Raw genomic sequence first — 18,093 nt, forward strand, 5'->3', positions numbered from 1 at the left:
GAACGGATGACCCCATGGCCCAGCATCGACGACGCCGAACCACCGCTCTCGCCCTCGGTGTTCCGCTCGCTCTGACGGCCGCCGGAGGACTCGGCTACGGCTTCCTCCCCGGCTCCCAGCCCAAGGCCTCCGCCGCCACCACCGCCGCCCCCGCGTGGGCCACCGCCACCGCGGACGGCTTCGCCTCCGTCAACGCCCTCGGGCAGAACGGGACTTACGGCGGCCGGGACGGCCAGATCGTCACCGTGAGGACGCTCGCCGAACTGGAGAAGTACGCGACGGCGAGCGAGCCGTACGTCATCGTCGTCGCGGCCACCATCAACATGAACCCGGTCGGGAAGGAGATCAAGGTCCAGAGCGACAAGACCATCGTCGGGTCCGGGACCTCCGGGCACATCGTCGGCGGCGGCTTCTTCCTCGGGGCCGGGGTGCACAACGTGATCATCCGGAACCTCACCATCCGGGACGCGTACCAGGGCGTGTGGAACGACAAGGACCACGACTTCGACGCCATCCAGATGGACGGCGCCCATCACGTGTGGATCGACCACAACGACCTCCGCCACATGGCCGACGGGCTCATCGACGTCCGCAAGGACAGCACCTACGTGACGGTCTCCTGGAACAAACTCAGCCAGGACAACAAGGCCTTCGGCATCGGCTGGACGGAGAACGTCGTCACCGACATCACCATCCACCACAACTGGATCCGCGAGACCGAGCAGCGCAACCCGTCGACGGACAACGCCGCCCACGCGCACCTGTACAACAACTTCCTGGAGGACGTCGCCGGGACGGACATCAACTCGTCCTACGGCAACTACTCGCGCGGCGCGACGAAGATGGTCCTGGAGAACTCCTGGTTCCAGGGCGTCAAGAACCCCGTCATCAAGGACAGCACCGCGACCGTCGTCCAGAAGGGCAACACGTTCGTCGGGACGAGCGGGCGCAACGAGAGCGGGGGCACGGCCTTCGACCCGAAGACGTACTACGCGTACACCCTCGACGCCACCGCCAATGTGCCCTCCCTCCTCAAGTCCGGTGCCGGGCCGCGCAGTTCCATCGGTACGACGGCCACCACCAAAGCGGCGGCGGCCACCACGCTCACCGTCGCCAAGGACGGCAGCGGGCAGTACTCCACCGTGCAGGCCGCGGTGAACGCCGTACCGGCGAACAACCCCTCCCGTGTGGTGATCTCGGTCAAGCCGGGGACGTACCGCGAACTCGTCAAGGTGCCCTCCAACAAGCCGCACGTCACCATCCAGGGGTCCGGCGGCAGCCGTAACGACACGGTGATCGTCTACAACAACGCGTCCGGCACGCCGAAGCCCGACGGGTCGGGGACGTACGGCACGGGCGGCAGCGCCACCGTCGCCGTCGAGGCCGACGACTTCCAGGCCCGCAACCTGACGATCTCCAACGACTTCGACGAGGCCGCCCACCAGGACATCGCGGGCCAGGCGGTCGCCCTGCGGACCGCCGCCGACAAGGTGTTCCTCGACGGGGTCATCGTCAGCGGCGACCAGGACACGCTGCTGGTGGACACGGCGTCCAAGGACAAGCTGGGCCGCGTCTACATGAAGAACTCCTACGTCGTCGGCAACGTCGACTTCATCTTCGGGCGGGCGACCGCGGTGATCGACAAGTCCGTCATCACGCTGAAGAAGCGCTGGAACGGCACCTCGGCCGGGTATGTCACCGCGCCCAGCACCGCCGCGGGCCGCAAGGGCATCCTCATCGCCAACTCGACCGTGAACGGGGACGTCTCGTCCGCGAGCTTCTACCTCGGCCGCCCCTGGCACGCCGGCGGTGACGCGAGCCTCGACCCGCAGACGACCGTCCGGAACACGTCGTTGAGCGCCGCGGTCAAGTCCACGCCGTGGACCGACATGAGCGGCTTCTCCTGGAAGGACGACCGGTTCGCGGAGTACAAGAACACCGGCGCCGGATCGGGTGCGGCCTCCGCCAACCGGCCCCAGCTGACCGACGCGCAGGCCGCAGGCCAGGAGGTCGCGGACTGGCTGGGCGACTGGACGCCGACCGCGTCCTGATGTGCTCCTCTCCTCTGTCAGTGCCCCGATCTACGCTGGTTGTGCAGATCAAGAAGGGCTGACGGGGGAGTAGGACATTGGTGCGTATCGAGAGGCATCGGGTCGGTGAGGCAGCCGTCTCGGCGGTGCGGGAGGACTTCGCGAACAGGATCGGTTCGCAGGTCCACTCGCTGTCGAAGGCCGGCCCGGTGACGGCGTGGGAGTGGTGGCTGATCGCCCAGGAGTTCGTCGAGTACCTCGGCGCGCTCTCGGTGCGGACGCCCGATCTCCGCTCGCCCGAGGCGAAGGCGGTCCTGGAGGACGCGGCCGAGGCGGCCGCCGGTGCGGTGGCCTACGCGGCGTACTTCCCGCGCGACCACTTCGAGGTCTTCCTCACCTACCCGAACTGGGGCCTGGTCTACGACCGCGAGCCCGGCGGCACCCCGGAGCCGGTCACGGCGGCGAAGTGGCTGGACGCCTTCTGCCTGGCGATCCTCGTCGAGAAGACCCAATGGCACGGCGAGGCCTTCCACTTCGCCCGCGAGGCACCCCAGCAGGGCCGCTCCGGACGCCCCGACGCCGAACTGATCAACGGCTTCATGGCGTACGTCATCGGCGACACCGCCGACGACGACGTCACCTACCCGCCCTCCCGCGAGCAGAAGCTCGCCTCCCTCGACGCGGCGCTGGAGCGGGTCCGGGCCCTGGAGAAGGAGACCGGCGAGCAGCTCGCCGAGCAGCCGTACGGCATCGGGCTGGGGGCGCTGCGCGCGCTCACGGCGGGCGACCGGGAGGGGTTCGGGGAGGCGGTCGTACGACTGCTGCGGCCGCTGTCCGAGACCCCGGAGCCCGGAGCGCGCCCCGGCAGTCTGCTTCCTCTCCTCCCGATCGCGCTGACGGCGCTGGCGTACCGGCACGAGGGCTGGCCGCCGGCCGCCGACAGCGACTATCTGCCGGACGCGCTGGTCACCGGGTTCAAGGCCGCGCTGCCCAGGGTGGGGCCGTACGGCCGGGACCGGCGCCCGGACGCGGTGGCCGCGCTGGCGGCGGGGATGGTGGAGTTCGGGCGGAACCTCGCTCCGCAGCCTCTGGATCCGGACAGCGAGGAGCAGTTCGAGCGGTACACCCGGGACGCGATCACCCCGATGCCCGGCAAGTCCCTCGACACCTTCGAGCTGGCGTACGCGGTCACCTACCAGGAGCTCCTCTTCAAGATCCGCGCCTCGCACACGCCGGACGCGGGCGACGCCCAGCTGGAGAACCTGCGGATGGCCGCGGAACTCGGGGCCGCGCTGTTCCGTACGACGCTGGCGGCGCCCGACACCGAGGTCCCGGTGACGATCGACGGCACCACCGTGACCTACCCCGCGTGCCGGGACGAGGACGCCGGGCCGGGGGCCTGGCACCGGGCGGTGAACCTCGCGCTGGTCACGGGCCGACGGGAGCATCTGGCTCCGCTGGTGCTGGCGGGGCCGGAGCGGGTGGGCCCTGACCGCTCCCTGTCGGCCTCCTACCGGCGGGCGCTGCACACCTACCTGCGCGGCGAGGATCCCGAGCCGGCCACGGACCAGGCACTGCGGGACGCCGAGAAGGCCCGCGGCCAGGGCGTCCTGCCGCCCCCCGCGGTCCTCTTCTCCCAACTGGTCGAGGGCGACGAGGAGAGCTTCAACCTCGCCCTCCTGGACGCCCTCACCACCCACCGCGACCACTACGCCATCGCCGACCGCCCAACCGACCCCGACGCCCCGGTCAGCCTCGACATCCTGGCCCTGGTCTGCCATGCACGGCGACGGGGGTGGGAGATCAGGGTGCGGTCACCTTATCTGCCGGCGCGGATTCTGGGGGCGGCACAGCCGTTCTGACCTGGTGAACTGGGGGTTGTTTGCGCTGGTCAGCCATACGGCCCTGCCTACGGTGATGGTAAGGGCGGGCATCTACGGACCGACCGCCAGTCCGGAGCCCTCGACGCGCACCCTGATGCCCTCCCTCTCCACCCGGACGTCCCGCAGGCGCAGGTCGCCGCTCGGCGGCCGGGGCAGCTGGAAGCCGAGGGAGAGCCGGTCGGCCAGGACCGGGCGGGTCAGCCGGGAGAGGGCGTCGAGCAGGGCCGGGTCCAGGCCCAGGCGGTCCAGGAGCTCGGGGTGGGCCAGGGCGAGGTCGAGGAGGTTGAGGCGCATGGCCTGCCGTACGAACTCCGGGCGGCCGGTCAGCCGGGCCAGCGCGGTGTCGGAGCGCTGCGCCTCACGCACGCTGGAGTCGGGCACACCCAGCGCGCGTACGACGGACGGCACGGCCAGCACGGCACGGGCCTTGCGGGTCTCACGGGAAAGGGCGTCGGCGGACTCCCGGGTCAGATGCAGGCCCTCCGAGGCACGGGTGCCGGGCCGGTAGGTCGCCAACTCCCCGATGTCCAGGCGCATCCCGCCGATCCGGGTGTCGACACCCCGCTCCCCGTCCCGCGCCACCCGCACATCGGCCCGCAGCCGCAGATCGTGTCCGGCGACCGGGAGAGTGCCCCGCACGGCGACCCGGTCCCGGCCGGCTCCCCTGAACGTCACCTGGGACGCGCCGAGTTCACGGTTCATGTCGGCGAAGGAGAGCAGGACGTCACCGTCGAGTTCCGGAACCCGGGCCCCGCGCACGGACGTCGGGCCGTCACCGTCGAGCCGTATGTCATGGGCCGTCGCCGACACCGCGGCCAGCGTGACCCGGTCGGCGGCCACGTCCGGGACGGTGATCTTCACCGACTCCAGACGCCGGTCCACGAGTTGGGGCAGGAAGGGGAAGCCACCGATCTCCACCTCGGGCGCCGCGGTCAGCCGTAGCCGCTGCTTGAGGGTGTCCGCGGCCTTGTGCTCGGCGTAGAGGACGGCCCAGCGGTCGGCGAGGGTGAGGAAGGCGGCGAGTACGGCCAGGGAGGCGACCGTCTTCAACGCGAAGCGGCCCCGCCGAGGGCGCCGACGACTGCGGCGGTGGTTCGGCGGGGCCGGTTGTTCAGGCTCTTCGTCGTAGTACGGGTGGGGATGCGCAGGTATGGGGTGGGGGGAACGCATCGATCCATCCGATCATGCGTATGCCCCCCATCCGCAACCTCTACCCGGGGTGTGCGACTCAGCTCACGACGGTGATCCGGTTCGCCACCGGCGGCGCGATCGGGCTGCCCGCCGACGAGTTGGCCGTCAGGTACTCCACGAGCGCGGCGAGGTCGTCGCCGCCGACGAGGTCGTTCGTGCCCTGGCCCAGCGTGGTGAAGCCGTCGCCGCCGCCCGCGAGGAAGCTGTTGGTCGCGATGCGGTAGGTGGCCGCCGGGTCGACAGCCGTGCCGTTCAGCTTCACCGAGTCGAGGACGATCCGCTCCGCGCCGGTCTTCGTCAGGTCCAGCGTGTAGGTGAGGTTCGCCGACGGCTGCAGGACCTTCGGCGAGGCCGTGTTGCTGCCGCTCACCTGTTCCTGGAGCACCTTGAGCAGCTGCGCCCCGGTGAAGTCCTGGAGGTTCACGGTGTTGGAGAACGGCTGCACGGTGAAGCCCTCGGCGTACGTCACCACACCGTCGCCCTCGGTCCCCTTGGCCGCGTAGGTCAGGCCCGCCCGGACCCCGCCGGGGTTCATCAGCGCGAGGTCGGTCTCGGGGTCGAGCTCCTTGCCGTACGCGAGTTGGGCGTCGGCGATCAGGTCACCCATCGGCGACTCGGTGCCGGTGTTCGGCACGTCGGCGGAGATGTAGCCGATCGCACGGTTGCCGATGGGCGCCGCGAGGGTGTTCCACCGGCTGATCAGCTCGGTCATGTCGGGCGCCTTGGGGACGGTCCGGGTGACCACGTGGTTCGCGGACTTCACGGCCGTACGGGCGATGTCGCCGGTGAAGCGGTCGTACGTCAGCGTGGTGTCCGTGTAGAGGCGGCCGAAGGAGGCGGCCGAGGTGACCATGCGGGGCTTCCCCGACGGGTCGGGGACGGTGCAGACGTACGCGGCGTGCGTGTGGCCGGTGACCAGCGCGTCCACGGACGGCGAGATGTTCTTGGCGATGTCGACGATCGGGCCGGAGATGCCGTCGCCGGCGCCCGGGGAGTCGCAGTTGTAGTTGTACGCACCCGAGGCCGGGGCCCCGCCCTCGTGGATGAGGGCCACGATCGACTTCACGCCCTGCTGCTGGAGCACACGGGCGTACTTGTTGATCGTCTCGACCTCGTCCTTGAACTTCAGGCCCTTGACGCCCTCGGCGGAGACGACACCGGGGGTGTCCTCCAGGGTGACGCCGATGAAGCCGACCTTGACGTCCCTCTTCTTCCACACCCAGTACGGCTTGAGGATCGGCTTGCCGGTCTTCTCGTCCAGGACGTTCGCCGCGAGGTACGGGAAGTCGGCGCCCGCGAACCCCTCGTCGGTGTAGCAGCCGGCGGTGGGGTGACAGCCGCCGTTCTGCAGCCGGGCGAGCTCGCGGGCCCCCTCGTCGAACTCGTGGTTGCCGACGGACGTGACGTCCAGGTCGAGCTTGTTCAGCGCCTCGATGGTGGGCTCGTCATGGAAGAGACCCGAGATGAGCGGAGACGCGCCGACCATGTCACCACCGGCGGCGGTCACGGAGTAGGCGTTGCCCTTACGGGCTTCGCGCAGATGGGTGGCGAGGTACTCGACGCCCCCCGCGTCGATGGTCTTCGTCGTCCCGTCCGCCTGCAGCTCGGTGACGCGGCCGGAGGAACCGGACGGCGGCTCCAGGTTGCCGTGCAGGTCGTTGAAGGACAGCAGCTGGACGTCCTGGTAGCGGCTCGGCAGCGGCTTGCCGTGCTTGCTGTCGTGCGCGCCGGCGGGCAGCGCGGCGGCCAGGGCTCCGACGGTGGCGAGACCGGCGGCCGCGGCCACGAGTCGGTACATACGTCTGTGCCTCTGCTGCTGGGACATGGCTGGCATACGCCCCCCTGTGTTCCGGATGTGAGAGTGGTGGGAGTGGCCCCGTTCCGGCGCAGCCTAGGGTCAACGCGCGTAGCGCGACAGAGGTTTCGTGGTTACATCCTGGTTGCTTCTTTGCCGCCGCTTTGCCCGGACCTCCCCTTACCCTCGTAGCCATGACCAGCGACGACATCGCACGCCCCGGCATCGCCCGCTCCATCGAGACCCTTTCGACGCTCTCCCCGGACCAGACCGAGGCGGTCCTCGGGCTCCTCGCCGAGGCCGCGCAGGCCGACGGCCAGCAGGCGGTGTCCGAACAGGGCCGGTTGCAGCTGCGGGGCGGTGCCCGCGAGGGCGTGTCCCATCTGCTCCTGTATGTCGGTGCCGAACTGGTCGGCTACGCCCAACTGGAGGACACCGACCCGGTGGAGGCACCGGCGGCGGAGCTCGTCGTCCACCCCGCCCACCGCGGCCACGGCCACGGCCGCGCGCTGGGTTCGGCCCTGCTCGCCGCCTCCGGCAAGCGGCTGCGGGTGTGGGCCCACGGCGGCCACAGCGCCGCCCGCCACCTCGCCCAGGTCCTCGGCCTCACCCTCTTCCGTGAGCTACGGCAGATGCGGCGCCCCCTTCCCGGCCTGGAGCTGCCCGACCCGGTGCTCCCGGCGGACGTCACGGTCCGCACGTTCGTCCCCGGCGAGGACGACACTGCCTGGCTCACGGTGAACGCGGCCGCGTTCGCCCACCACCCCGAACAGGGCTCCCTGACCCAGCGCGACCTCGACGACCGCAAGGCCGAGCCCTGGTTCGACCCGGCGGGCTTCTTCCTGGCCTTCCGGGAGGGCGAGTTGGTCGGCTTCCACTGGACGAAGGTCCACGCGACGGAACAGCTCGGCGAGGTCTACGTCCTCGGCGTCCGCCCCGGCACCCAGGGCGGCGGCCTCGGCAAGGCCCTCACCACGATCGGCCTGCGCCACCTCGCCGCGCAGGGCCTGCCGACGGCCATGCTCTACGTCGACGCCGACAACAAGGCGGCGGTGTCGGTGTACGAACGGCTCGGCTTCACTACGTACGAGACGGACCTGATGTACCGCACGGAGACGTGACGCTGCGCTGTGCGCGGGGCGGGGCGGGGCAAGGACGTTGACGGAGTCCGCGGCTGACGGCATGATGACCGACTGCGTGGCCTACGCCGAACCTCCCGCGACCGTCCCCAGCACGGTCTCCCACGGAGGCAAAGGGACCAGCGTCTCAGGTCGTTGTCGCAGCCCGATCGCCTCGGGCGAGGTTGCTGGGGAGCTGTCGCTCAGGGCGTGGAAGGCCGCGATGACAGCCCGTAGGAACTTCAAGCGCCAGGTGCGCGCCCGCGCCGCCAAGACCGGTGAGTCCTACACCTCCGCTCTCCGGCACTTCCTTCCGACTCCCTCTGGAGACGTCATGTCGGAAGCAAGGAACCCCAAAAGCGTGCGGCTCGCCGTGGCGCAGACCCTCGTACGCGAAGATCCCCGAGACGTCGAGGCACTGCGCGAAAGCGGGCGTGAGGTCCGTGCCCTGATGCGCGAGGCCGGCGCTCGGGGGGCGAGGGTCGTGCACTTCCCGGAAGGTGCGATCTGCTTTCCCAGCAAGTTCGTCATGTCCGTCGACGGCCCGGACGCGGTGGGCCCGGCGGACTGGGACCGGTGCCAGTGGCCGGTGCTCCAAGCGGAGTTGGCCGCGATCGCCGAGCTGGCCCGCGCGTTGCGGTTGTGGACGGTGATCGCGTCAGTGCACCGCCTGACCGGCCCGAACCGTCCACACAACAGCCTCTACGTCATCTCCGACGGCGGCGAGGTGGTCACGCGCTACGACGAGCGCCTGCTGTCGAAGACGAAGGTCTCGTACATGTACTCGCCGGGCGTCTCACCGGTGACCTTCGAGGTCGACGGGGTGCGCTTCGGCTGTCTGCTCGGCATGGAGATCCACTACCCGGAGCTGTTCGCCGAGTACGAGAAGCTGGATGTCGACTGCGTCCTGTTCTCCACCAGCGGCACCCCGGGCAACACCGCTGCCCAGGCCCAGGGGCACGCCACGGTCAACAGCTACTGGGTCAGCCTGTCGGTGCCCGCACAGCACAGCGCCACCGCACCGTCCGGGATCGTCGCTCCCAACGGCGAGTGGCTGGCGCGGTGCCTCGCGGACGGTTCGCCGTCGGTGGCCGTCGTGAACCTCGACAACAGCTCCGAGGCCGCCGCGGACGCGGTGACGTACGGGCGTCCCTGGCGTCGTGAGGCGCGCTCGGGCATCTACACGGAGCATCAGGTGAGCGACCCACGCAGCGAGGACCGGACAGCGGCCTTCTAGCGCAGAGCAACGGGCGCGTCAGGTGGGTGATGTTCCCGGGCGGCTCGTAGGTCTGCGCCTGATGGTCCGTCGCCGTACCGGCTCCGGAGCGCACAGCGCCCAGATCAGGGCCGCGCACCCGAGCACCATCGCCCACCGCTTGTGGGCCGCCTCCCAGCCCGGGCTCCCCACCGCCGCGAAGAGGTCCCAGCGGGCCGGCAGCAGCGTCGGGGCGAGGACCGCGAGGGTCAGCAGGGCCGCCGCCACCGAGGGGCCGGGCTCGGGTTCGTCGCTGAAGCGGACGACCAGGGCCGCGGCGGCCAGCGCGAGGGCGGCCGTCGCCGTGGCCTCCAGGGCGATCGCGCCGAACGGCGGCCGTGCCTCACTCGGCAGCAGAGCCAGCGCGGTCGCCCACCACAGCGCGGCGAACGGAGCGACCAACGCGACCCGCAGGCCGGTCCGTATCCAACGCCGGGTGGCGACCGGGGTGGTGAGCCTGCGGGCCGGGTCGTCCAGGAGGAAGGCCAGGCCCAGGGCGAAGGCAAGAGCCGCGGCCCGGAGGAGGTTGAGCCCGAGCCACGCGTCGGGCGGCCCGGCCAGCAGCCGTGGCAGCCCTACGACCAGCAGCCCTACGACGGTCCCGGCACCGACGGCCCGCCACGGCACGGTACGCGCCACGGCCACCACGAGCGCCCTGCTCACGCCGGGCCCCCGCCGGCCCTTCTCACCCACCGAGCCCCACCGCCCCTGCGGAAGCCCCCAGGACTCCGACGTCTCCCGACCCACCCGACCCCGCGAAAGTCCCCCACGCTCCGACCGACCCTCCCGACCCGGCAACTCATCCCCGGCCTCCGAAGCCTCCGACCCCCGCCGCGTCACCCGAGCCCCCTCAGCGCCCCGCCCCCGCTCAACACCCCCGTCACTCCTCCTCACAGTCCTTCGCCCCCTTCGGCACCTCGGCCCCCAGCACCCGCGCCACCTGGACCGTCGAGACCCCGGACGCGGTCAGCTGGGACCAGTGCCGCTTCACGGAGGCCGTCACCTCACCGCGCGGGCGTGCCAGCAACTCCCGTACGACGTCGGTCTGTCCGGCCGTCATGGACAGCCCGTCGGTCGGGGAAAGGACGGACGCGGCGCCGGTGACGCTGTCGTCGATGCGGACGTTCGCGAGGTCGGCCAGCGGGTGGGTGTCACCGCCGAGGGCCAGCCACATCGCGGTGACCACCCGCCCGTCGCACAGCGCGCTGCCCTTCGACTCGTCACCGGCGACCAGCACATAGGCCACGCCGACCGCGAACTCGGGCACCCGGTTGCCGCCCCACCGCGTGCCCACGGTCACCTGGTTCGGCGTGCTGAGCGGGTCGATCGCCGCGTCGCCGGTCAGGCCGTAACGGGCATCGATCCGCTGCCGTACGAGAAGCGGCTGCTTGGCGGCGGTGCCTCCGGCCAGGGACTGGACGCGGTCCACGACGCCCGCCCAGGTGCCCGCGCGGCCCGTCCACTCGGGGAAGGCGCAGTACGTCGAGCCGCCGTGCCTCACACAGGACTGGTCCTTCTGCGGGGAGACCGAGGCCTGTTCGCGGGCTGCCGTCAACTCCGGTGACACGCCCCCGGCCTGGCCCAACGCCCCGGCCAGCGTCAGCGCGAGCGCACCCACCGCCCCGGCCTTCAGTGACCACACCCGGCCGCCGCTCGCCAGCACCGCGCAGAGCGCCAACAGCAGGATCAGCCCCGTCAGATACAGCGCGTGCCAGGCGGCGGGGCGGCCGATGAGATCCGACGGGAGCACCGTGTCGCCGCCCTCCTCGCCCACGATCGGTGACAGCCAGCGTGACCACTCCGCGCCGTTCGTGCCCACGGAGATGAAGACTCTGAGGACGACGAGGGCGATCACGCCGACCGGCGCCGCGAACGTCGTCGGGACCAGCCGGGCGAGCAGCACCCCGAACGCGCCGCACAGCAGCACGTACAGCGGGCCGACGGCCAGTTCGGCCGGTGAGCCGTGGCCCACCGCGCCCGGCCGGAGCGCCTGCCGGGTGAACTCGCCGAGCACGACCAGCGCGGTGAGCACGGCGTACGGCACGACCGACAGCACATGCGCGACCGTCCGCCGCCACGGCTCCATGACCAGCACGTCGAACTGCCGGTCGGTACCGCGCCGACGGGACCGCAGCGCACACCGGTTGACGCACACGAACAGGGCGATCCCCAACAGCAGGGGCCCGGTCTGGGTGCCGCGGTCGGTGTCCTGGAGCGCCGGGAAGGCGTCCATGCCGTCCTTCGTGTGGAACAGCGTCCAGGCGGTGTACCCGACGTACAGCACGAGAGTCGCCAGCACCGGGATGTACCGCAGCAGGTCGCGTGCCTCGAAGCGGGCGAGCGCGAACACGGCGGCCCACGAGCGCCGTGGATCGTCGTCGTGCACGGCGGCGGACTCGGCCGCCGTCTCCGTGGCCAGGCTCATGCCGCCGCCACCCCCGCGCCCGTACCCGTGTCGTCGAGGGTGAGCAAGTAGCCGTCCTCCAGGGTGGGTTCGAGGAGCTCGGCGCCCTCGGGCGGGTCGCCGACGTTGCGGAAGGAGCCGGTGCCGGTGCGCCAGCCCGCCTTCGCGTCGTGGGCGCGTTCGGTGCTGCTCCACACCCGGCCGGCCGCGCGGGCGGTGAGTTCGGCGGGGGTGCCCTCGAAGAGGATGCGGCCGCGGGCCATGACCAGGACGCGGTGGCAGAGCATCGCCACGTCCTCGGTCTGGTGGGTGGACAGGAGCACGGTACGGCCCTCTCCGGCCTGGGCGATCATCTCCCTGAACCGCATGCGCTGTTCGGGGTCGAGGCCGACGGTCGGCTCGTCGAGGACGAGGAAGCCGGGGTCGCCGACGAGGGCGGCGGCGAGTGCGACCCGCTGCCGCATCCCGCCGGACAGCTTCTTGATACGGCGGCCTCGGACGTCCCCGAGGTCGACCACGTCCAGGACCCGGCGCACCTCGCGATGGCGTGCGGTGCGGTCGGTGAGCTCCTTGAGGATCGCCACGTAGTCGACGAACTCGAAGGCGCTGAAGTCCGGGTGGAGACCGGGCGTCTGGGGCAGATAGCCGAGCGAGCGCCTGACCTCCTGGCGGCCGCGCGAGCTGCCGGGATCGTGGCCGAGGACGGTGAAGGAGCCCTGGTCGGCGGGCACGGAGGTGGCGAGCACCCGGAGCAGGGTGGTCTTTCCGGCCCCGTTGGGCCCGAGCAGCCCGGTCACGCCCGGCGTCAGCCGCAGCGACACGTCGTCGAGGGCGCGCGTGCCGCCGTAGCGAAGGCCGAGCCCGGAGGCGGAGACGGTGGCGGTCATTCGGCGCTCCCGTTGAAGAGGTCGAAGCGATCACGGAGAAGGAACAGCAGCCCGACGGCGAGCACGGTGCCGGCCGCGGTGAACGGCCCGGTCATTCCGCGCTCCCGTTGAAGAGGTCGAAGCGGTCACGAACAACAAACAGCAGCCCGACGGCGAGCACCGCCACCGCCCCGGCCACGCCCTGACCGGCCGCGGTGAACGGCGCGAGCGGGTCTCCGGACGTCTGCTGCGCGGTCTGCGCGGCGAGGAGTACGGCGACCCAGGCGCCGCCGACCAGGGACGGCGCGAGCACCGGGCCGAGGCGGGGGGTGAGCGCGAGGCCGGTGGCGGTGAGGGCGAGTGCGGGCAGCAGCCAGGCCAGCGCACGCAGGCCGTAGCCCGGCAGGGCCAGGGTGGCCAGTCCGTTGAGGCCGAGGCCCGCCACCAGCACGGCGAGCGTACGGATCATCAGCAGCCGGAAGCCGTGCATGGGCGCGACGACGGCCATCTCGTACGTCGGGTCGAGCGTCGGGCCGTACGACAGCGCCACGCCCGCGAGGGGCAGCAGCGGGGCGAGGGCCAGGAACAGGGTCGGCGATCCGACCGTGTGCACCGCGCCGACGGTGGCCAGCAGCAGGAACACCACCGCCGCCAGCCAGGAGCGCCTGAGCACCGGAGTGGCCGCGAGCAGCCGCGCGGTGTGGTCGGCGATCCCGGCCCGCGTCAGCACCGACTCGAACCACCCCGTCCGGGGCGCGTCCAGCTCGGCGTCCAGCCGCTCCCACCCGGCGTCGAGAGCGACCGGGTCGGTGACGTCCCCGAGCAGCGCCCGGCACTCGGCACAGGCGGCGAGATGGGTGTCGGCGGACCAGAGCAGGGGGGCGGCCAACTCGCCCTGGGCATAAGCCCGTAGGTCTTCTTCGGTGACGTGCCAGGTACTCACGCGAGCGCCTCCCTCAGCTGCTTGCGGGCCCGCATCGCCCGGGTCTTGACCGTGCCGGGCGGGATGCCCAGCAGGACGGCGGCCTCCCGGGTGGTCAGGCCGTCGATGACCGTCGCCTGGAGGACCGCCCGGAGTTCCGGTGAGAGCCGGACGAGGGCGCCCGCGAGGTCCCCGTGCTCCACCCCCGCGAGCACGCGTTCCTCCGCGGACACCTCGTCCCGGTGTCGCAGGCGGGACAGGGCCTGCCTGAGCCGCCCCCGCGCCCCGTCGCCGCGCAGCGCGTCGATCAGCCGCCGCGAGCCGATCCGCCACAGCCACCCGGCTGCGTCATCGGAGGCACCTTCCTCGCGATAGCGCGCGGTCCCCCGCCACACCGCCAGGAACGTCTCCTGTACGACGTCGTCGACCAGGCCAGGATCGGCGCACCGGCCGCGCAGCCGCGCCAGCAGCCAGGGCGCGTACCGCCGGTACAGCTCCTCGAAGGCGCTCCGGTCCGCGTCCGCGGCGATGGCCCGCAGCAGATCCCCGTCGCTTCTCGTTTCCCTCACACCCCTCCATCGGACGACCCCCGCCGACCGGTTCACGCCGCGACAAAGAAACCACGCTTGACTTTCACGACCCCCTCAACCACCCTTTCACTACTCAATTAGTGAAAGGGTGGTTGTTCCGCGTGGTCGAGTACCGCATCGACCGGCGCTCCGGCGTCGCCACCTACGTGCAGATCGTCCAGCAGACCAAGCAGGCCCTACGGCTGGGCCTCCTCGAACCCGGCGACAAGCTCCCCACAGCCCGTGAGGTCGTGGAGGCCACCGCCATCAACCCGAACACCGTGCTCAAGGCGTACCGCGAACTGGAGCGCGAGGGCCTGGTCGAGGCACGGCGCGGTCTCGGCACCTTCGTCCGCAGAACGCTCGGCACCGGCACCCACACGGCCGACACCCCCCTGCGGGCCGAACTCGACGACTGGGCCAAGCGCGCCCGGTCCGCGGGACTCGGCCGCGAGGACGTCGACGCGTTCTTCACCGCCGTACTCGATGAGCACTTCCCGAAGGGGGACCAGTGAGTTCCACCAGCACCACCCCGGCCGTCGCCCTGGAGGCGTCCGGCCTGGGCAAGCGGTACGGCAGGCGGGCCGCCGCCCTGGACGGCTGCTCCTTCCGGCTGACCGCGGGCCGTATCAGCGCACTGGTCGGCCCCAACGGCGCGGGGAAGTCCACCCTCCTCGCCATAGCCGCGGGACTGCTGCGGCCCACCTCCGGCACGCTCACCGTCCTCGGCGGGACGCCCGGCGCGGCCCGCGACCGGATCGCCTACCTCGCCCAGAACAAGCCGCTGTACCCCCAGCTGACCATCGCGGAGACCCTGCGCATGGGCGCCGAGCTCAACCCGGCCCGCTGGGACGCGGCCTGTGCCTCCCGGATCGTCGAGCAGGGCGACCTGGACCCGAAGTCCCGCATCCGCGGGCTCTCCGGCGGCCAGCGCACCCGGGTCGCGCTCGCCCTCGCGCTCGGCAAGCGGCCCGAGCTGATGCTCCTCGACGAGCCGATGGCCGACCTCGACCCGCTCGCCCGGCACGAACTGATGGGCACCCTGATGGCGGACGCCGCCGAGCACGGCACCACCGTGCTGATGTCCTCGCACATCGTCGCCGAGCTCGCCGACGCCTGCGACCACCTGCTGCTCCTGGGCGGCGGCCGGGTCCGGCTCGGCGGCGGCATCGACGACCTGCTCGCCGCGCACACCCTGGTGACCGGCCGCGGCACCCCCGCCGACCTGGCCCCGCACACGGTGATCGAGTCCCGTACGGCGGGCCGCGGCCTGACCGCCCTGATCCGCCGCGACGGCCCGGTCGGCGAGGGCTGGGCGACCGAGGACCCCTCACTGGAGGAACTGCTGCTCGCCCACCTCCGCGCCCCCGAGGCCCCGGCCCTGCTCACCCCGGGCACCACGGCGACCGCCGAGGCGGTGACGGCATGAGCGCCGCCACCCTCGAGAAGGCCCCCGCTCCCGTGCGGCGGCCGGCCCCGCGCGGCCTCGTCCACACCGTCCTGCGCCTGCACCGCACAGCCCTGTGGATCTGGCTCGGCTTCGTGGCGTTCACCACGGGCTTCCTGCTCTGGCTGACCGGCCCCGGCGCCGACGCCACCGCGCACCGGCTGGAGAAGTTCGGCTACGGCGGAGTCATGGCCGCCGCCTACTCCGAGGACACACTCCTCTACTTCACCTCGGGCACGTACGACAACCTCTTCTACGACCCCGACACCCTGATCACCCTGGCCTCCTTCGCCGTCGCCCTGTTCGCCGGCGGCCCGCTGATCGCCCGTGAACTGGAGAGCGGCACCGCGCAGTTGGCGTGGACCCAGTCCGTCTCCCCGGCCCGCTGGCTCGCCGTGAAACTCGCCGTCCCCGCGGCCTTCGTCATCGTGGGCACCGGCCTGCTGACCGTGCTGTACCGGCTGCTCTGGTCCGCCCACAGCAACCTGCTGATCGCCGGCATCGGCCCGCGCTCCCTCTACTTCTCGCTCGGCCCGGCCACCGTCGCCGCCCCGCTGCTCGGGCTCGCCCTCGGCGCACTGATCGGCCTCACCGTCCGCCGCACCCTGCCCGCACTGGCCTACAGCGGGTTCGCGTACTTCCTGATCTACGCCTTCCGCGGCAACCACTGGCCCTTCCAGGGCCGCTACCAGCAGCCGGAGCTGCACTCCCACAGCTCGGCGTTCACCGCCACCGGCGCCGAGATCAGCGACCCCGGGTGCTACTCGGACCAGGCCTGCCTCGCGAAGCACGACATCGTCCGCTTCACCCGCGAGTACCTGCCGTCCCCTGAGTACTGGCCCCGCCAGCTCCTGGAGACCGGCGTCCTGCTCGCCCTCACCGCGCTCGCCGTCGCCCTCGCGTTCGGCGTTCTGCGGAGGCGGGCGGCGACGGTATGAGCACCGTCATCGCGCCCAAGGGACTCACCTGGACGGTGCTGCGGCTGCACCGCACGGCCCTGATCGTGTGGGCCGTCTTCGTCCTGGCCTGCGTCGGCTACCTGGTGTGGCTGACCGAGGTCACCGCCGACTCGGTGTACGCGGCTCAGGCGGTCTGCCGCAGCCACAGCGGGAGCTTCTGCGGCCTCATGGAATCACGGGCCTACAGGGAATCCATGAGCTGGATCAGCACCTTCTTCTACTACAGCTTCTGGGCCGTCGCCGCCTGGGCGGGCGGCTCGCTGATCGGACGTGAACTGGAGAGCGGTACGGCCCGCCTGGCCTGGACCCAGCACGTCACACCCACCCGCTGGCTGGCCGTCAAGCTCGCCGTACCGGCCCTGCTGATCGTCCTCGGCGGCGCTGTGTTCGTCCCCGTCTACCGCTGGGCCTGGTCGGCGCACCGGGACCTGATGGGCGACGACTGGAGCTTCCCGGACGTGTTCGCGGCACGCGGCCCGGCCGTGGTGGCGTACGGCCTGTGCGCACTCGCCGTCGGTGCGCTCGCCGCGCTGCTCCTACGCAGGTCGCTGCCGGCCCTCGGGGTCTCGGTCGCCGCGATGATCGTGCTCAACCAGTACATCGAGCGGCACCGTGAGGACTTCTGGCCCACGGTGGGCAACGGCTGGCCGCCCCAGGACCTGTGGCAGACCCGCGCCGGCACCTACCACACCCCGTCCCAGTTCTGGCCGATGCACCTCGTGGAAACCGGCATCATCCTCACGATCACCGCGCTGGCGACCACAGCCGCCTTCCGGCTACTGCGCCGCCGTACTGCTTGACACGGCGGGGGACTGGCCCCCTCGCGGGCTGGTCGCGCAGTTCCCCGCGGGCAGCTGCGCTGGGCTTGGGCCGGGCGCCCAGGGAAGTGCCTCGCGATGTCGTGTGGCGGCCGCGGCCCGGTGGGGGCTGGTCGCGCAGTTCCCCGCGGGCAGCTGCGCTGGGCTTGGGCCGGGCGCCCAGGGAAGTGCCTCGCGATGTCGTATGGCGAGTGCGGGCCGGTGAGGGCTGGTCGCGCAGTTCCCCGCGCCCCTAAGGAGTTGCAGCCGGCCTGCGCCACGACGAAACCGCCGACCACCTCGCGCACCACAACGGACCGCCGACCACCTCGCGCACCACGACGGACCGTTCCCCGCCCCGCGCACCACGATGGGCCGTTGGCCGCGTACGGCGCGCAGGGGACGGGGTGGGGGGTGTCCGCCCGCAGCGGCCGGCGTCCGTCATCCAGCACTACTCAAGCAGCCGAGCCGCCGGACCGAGGACGGATACCCTCCACCCCGGCCCCGACCCACCCACCGAACCCGACGCGCTACACACGCCCCCACCGGGGGCGCAACAGGCCGCCGCAGGCATCTCAGGGGCGCGGGGAACTGCGCACAACACCAGCCCCCACCGAACCCGCACCCAACCAACAACCGAACCCCGCCCAACCGCCGGAGGCAACCCGCAGGCATCTCAGGGGCGCGGGGAACTGCGCACAACCCCCGCCCCCACCCACCCCGCAGACAACCAAACAACCCCACGGCGCCCGGGAGCCGTCCCCCGATATCCCGCACGCCATGTCGCCGTAACCATTGGTTCAGACGGACTTGCGACGCTCACCGAATGAAGCCCGCCGCGCCAGAACCCTCGCCGC

15 protein-coding genes are annotated in these 18,093 nt (G+C 71.8%); 8 read left to right on the forward strand and 7 right to left on the reverse strand.

Annotated features, from left to right (window positions below; translation table 11 throughout):
- Positions 1-14 precede the first annotated feature (14 nt).
- Together AB0D34_RS24580 and AB0D34_RS24585 are read left to right on the forward strand one after the other, a co-directional pair.
- Positions 15-2,051, forward strand: coding sequence for a pectinesterase family protein (locus AB0D34_RS24580; RefSeq protein WP_362664735.1), 2,037 nt, complete (start codon positions 15-17; stop codon positions 2,049-2,051).
- 80 nt (positions 2,052-2,131) lie between these two features.
- Positions 2,132-3,892 (forward strand): immunity 49 family protein, encoded by a 1,761-nt coding sequence (locus tag AB0D34_RS24585; protein WP_362664737.1) that lies wholly within the window; start codon positions 2,132-2,134, stop codon positions 3,890-3,892.
- 72 nt (positions 3,893-3,964) lie between these two features.
- Here the strand turns inward: AB0D34_RS24585 and AB0D34_RS24590 are convergent, their stop codons facing one another.
- Positions 3,965-5,083, reverse strand: a complete 1,119-nt coding sequence (locus tag AB0D34_RS24590; RefSeq protein ID WP_362664739.1) for a DUF2993 domain-containing protein — start codon at positions 5,081-5,083, stop codon at positions 3,965-3,967.
- 58 nt (positions 5,084-5,141) lie between these two features.
- Complete coding sequence (locus tag AB0D34_RS24595; RefSeq protein ID WP_362664741.1) at positions 5,142-6,938, reverse strand: bifunctional metallophosphatase/5'-nucleotidase; 1,797 nt, start codon at positions 6,936-6,938, stop codon at positions 5,142-5,144.
- 155 nt (positions 6,939-7,093) lie between these two features.
- On the opposite strand from AB0D34_RS24595, the gene mshD reads away from it, so the two are divergent.
- Positions 7,094-8,020, forward strand: a complete 927-nt coding sequence (gene mshD, locus AB0D34_RS24600) for a mycothiol synthase (protein WP_362664743.1) — start codon at positions 7,094-7,096, stop codon at positions 8,018-8,020.
- A 220-nt stretch (positions 8,021-8,240) separates the two neighbouring features.
- Positions 8,241-9,254, forward strand: a complete 1,014-nt coding sequence (locus AB0D34_RS24605) for a carbon-nitrogen hydrolase family protein (protein ID WP_362664745.1) — start codon at positions 8,241-8,243, stop codon at positions 9,252-9,254.
- 18 nt (positions 9,255-9,272) lie between these two features.
- On the opposite strand, the gene AB0D34_RS24610 is transcribed toward AB0D34_RS24605, so the two are convergent.
- From AB0D34_RS24610 to AB0D34_RS24630, 5 genes are all read right to left on the reverse strand, one after another.
- Positions 9,273-9,935: an ABC transporter gene (locus AB0D34_RS24610; protein WP_362664747.1), complete on the reverse strand. Its 663-nt coding sequence runs from the start codon at positions 9,933-9,935 to the stop codon at positions 9,273-9,275.
- A gap of 217 nt (positions 9,936-10,152) precedes the next feature.
- Positions 10,153-11,697 carry an ABC transporter permease gene (locus AB0D34_RS24615; protein ID WP_362664749.1) on the reverse strand — a complete coding sequence of 515 codons (1,545 nt, stop codon included), beginning with the start codon at positions 11,695-11,697 and terminating at the stop codon, positions 10,153-10,155.
- Complete coding sequence (locus tag AB0D34_RS24620; RefSeq protein WP_362664751.1) at positions 11,694-12,563, reverse strand: ABC transporter ATP-binding protein; 870 nt, start codon at positions 12,561-12,563, stop codon at positions 11,694-11,696. The genes AB0D34_RS24615 and AB0D34_RS24620 overlap by 4 nt, the downstream gene beginning before the upstream one ends.
- Positions 12,564-12,654: 91 nt before the next feature.
- Positions 12,655-13,485 carry a zf-HC2 domain-containing protein gene (locus AB0D34_RS24625; protein WP_362664753.1) on the reverse strand — a complete coding sequence of 277 codons (831 nt, stop codon included), beginning with the start codon at positions 13,483-13,485 and terminating at the stop codon, positions 12,655-12,657.
- Positions 13,482-14,033, reverse strand: coding sequence for an RNA polymerase sigma factor (locus tag AB0D34_RS24630; RefSeq protein ID WP_362664755.1), 552 nt, complete (start codon positions 14,031-14,033; stop codon positions 13,482-13,484). The genes AB0D34_RS24625 and AB0D34_RS24630 overlap by 4 nt, the downstream gene beginning before the upstream one ends.
- A gap of 122 nt (positions 14,034-14,155) precedes the next feature.
- Between AB0D34_RS24630 and AB0D34_RS24635 the strand changes: the two genes are divergently transcribed.
- From AB0D34_RS24635 to AB0D34_RS24650, 4 genes are read left to right on the forward strand one after another with little or no spacing between them, the layout of a single operon-like run.
- Entirely contained in the window at positions 14,156-14,548 is a 393-nt protein-coding gene (locus AB0D34_RS24635; RefSeq protein ID WP_362664757.1) for a GntR family transcriptional regulator, read from the forward strand.
- Positions 14,545-15,462, forward strand: a complete 918-nt coding sequence (locus AB0D34_RS24640) for an ABC transporter ATP-binding protein (protein WP_362664759.1) — start codon at positions 14,545-14,547, stop codon at positions 15,460-15,462. The genes AB0D34_RS24635 and AB0D34_RS24640 overlap by 4 nt, the downstream gene beginning before the upstream one ends.
- A complete protein-coding gene (locus AB0D34_RS24645) occupies positions 15,459-16,418 on the forward strand; it encodes a hypothetical protein (RefSeq protein WP_362664761.1) in 960 nt (319 codons plus the stop codon). Before AB0D34_RS24640 ends, AB0D34_RS24645 begins: the two co-directional genes overlap by 4 nt.
- Positions 16,415-17,239, forward strand: coding sequence for a hypothetical protein (locus AB0D34_RS24650; protein WP_362664763.1), 825 nt, complete (start codon positions 16,415-16,417; stop codon positions 17,237-17,239). The genes AB0D34_RS24645 and AB0D34_RS24650 overlap by 4 nt, the downstream gene beginning before the upstream one ends.
- Positions 17,240-18,093 lie beyond the last annotated feature (854 nt).

It is taken from the genome of Streptomyces sp. NPDC048420, assembly GCF_040651535.1.
Taxonomy (GTDB): Bacteria; Actinomycetota; Actinomycetes; order Streptomycetales; family Streptomycetaceae; genus Streptomyces.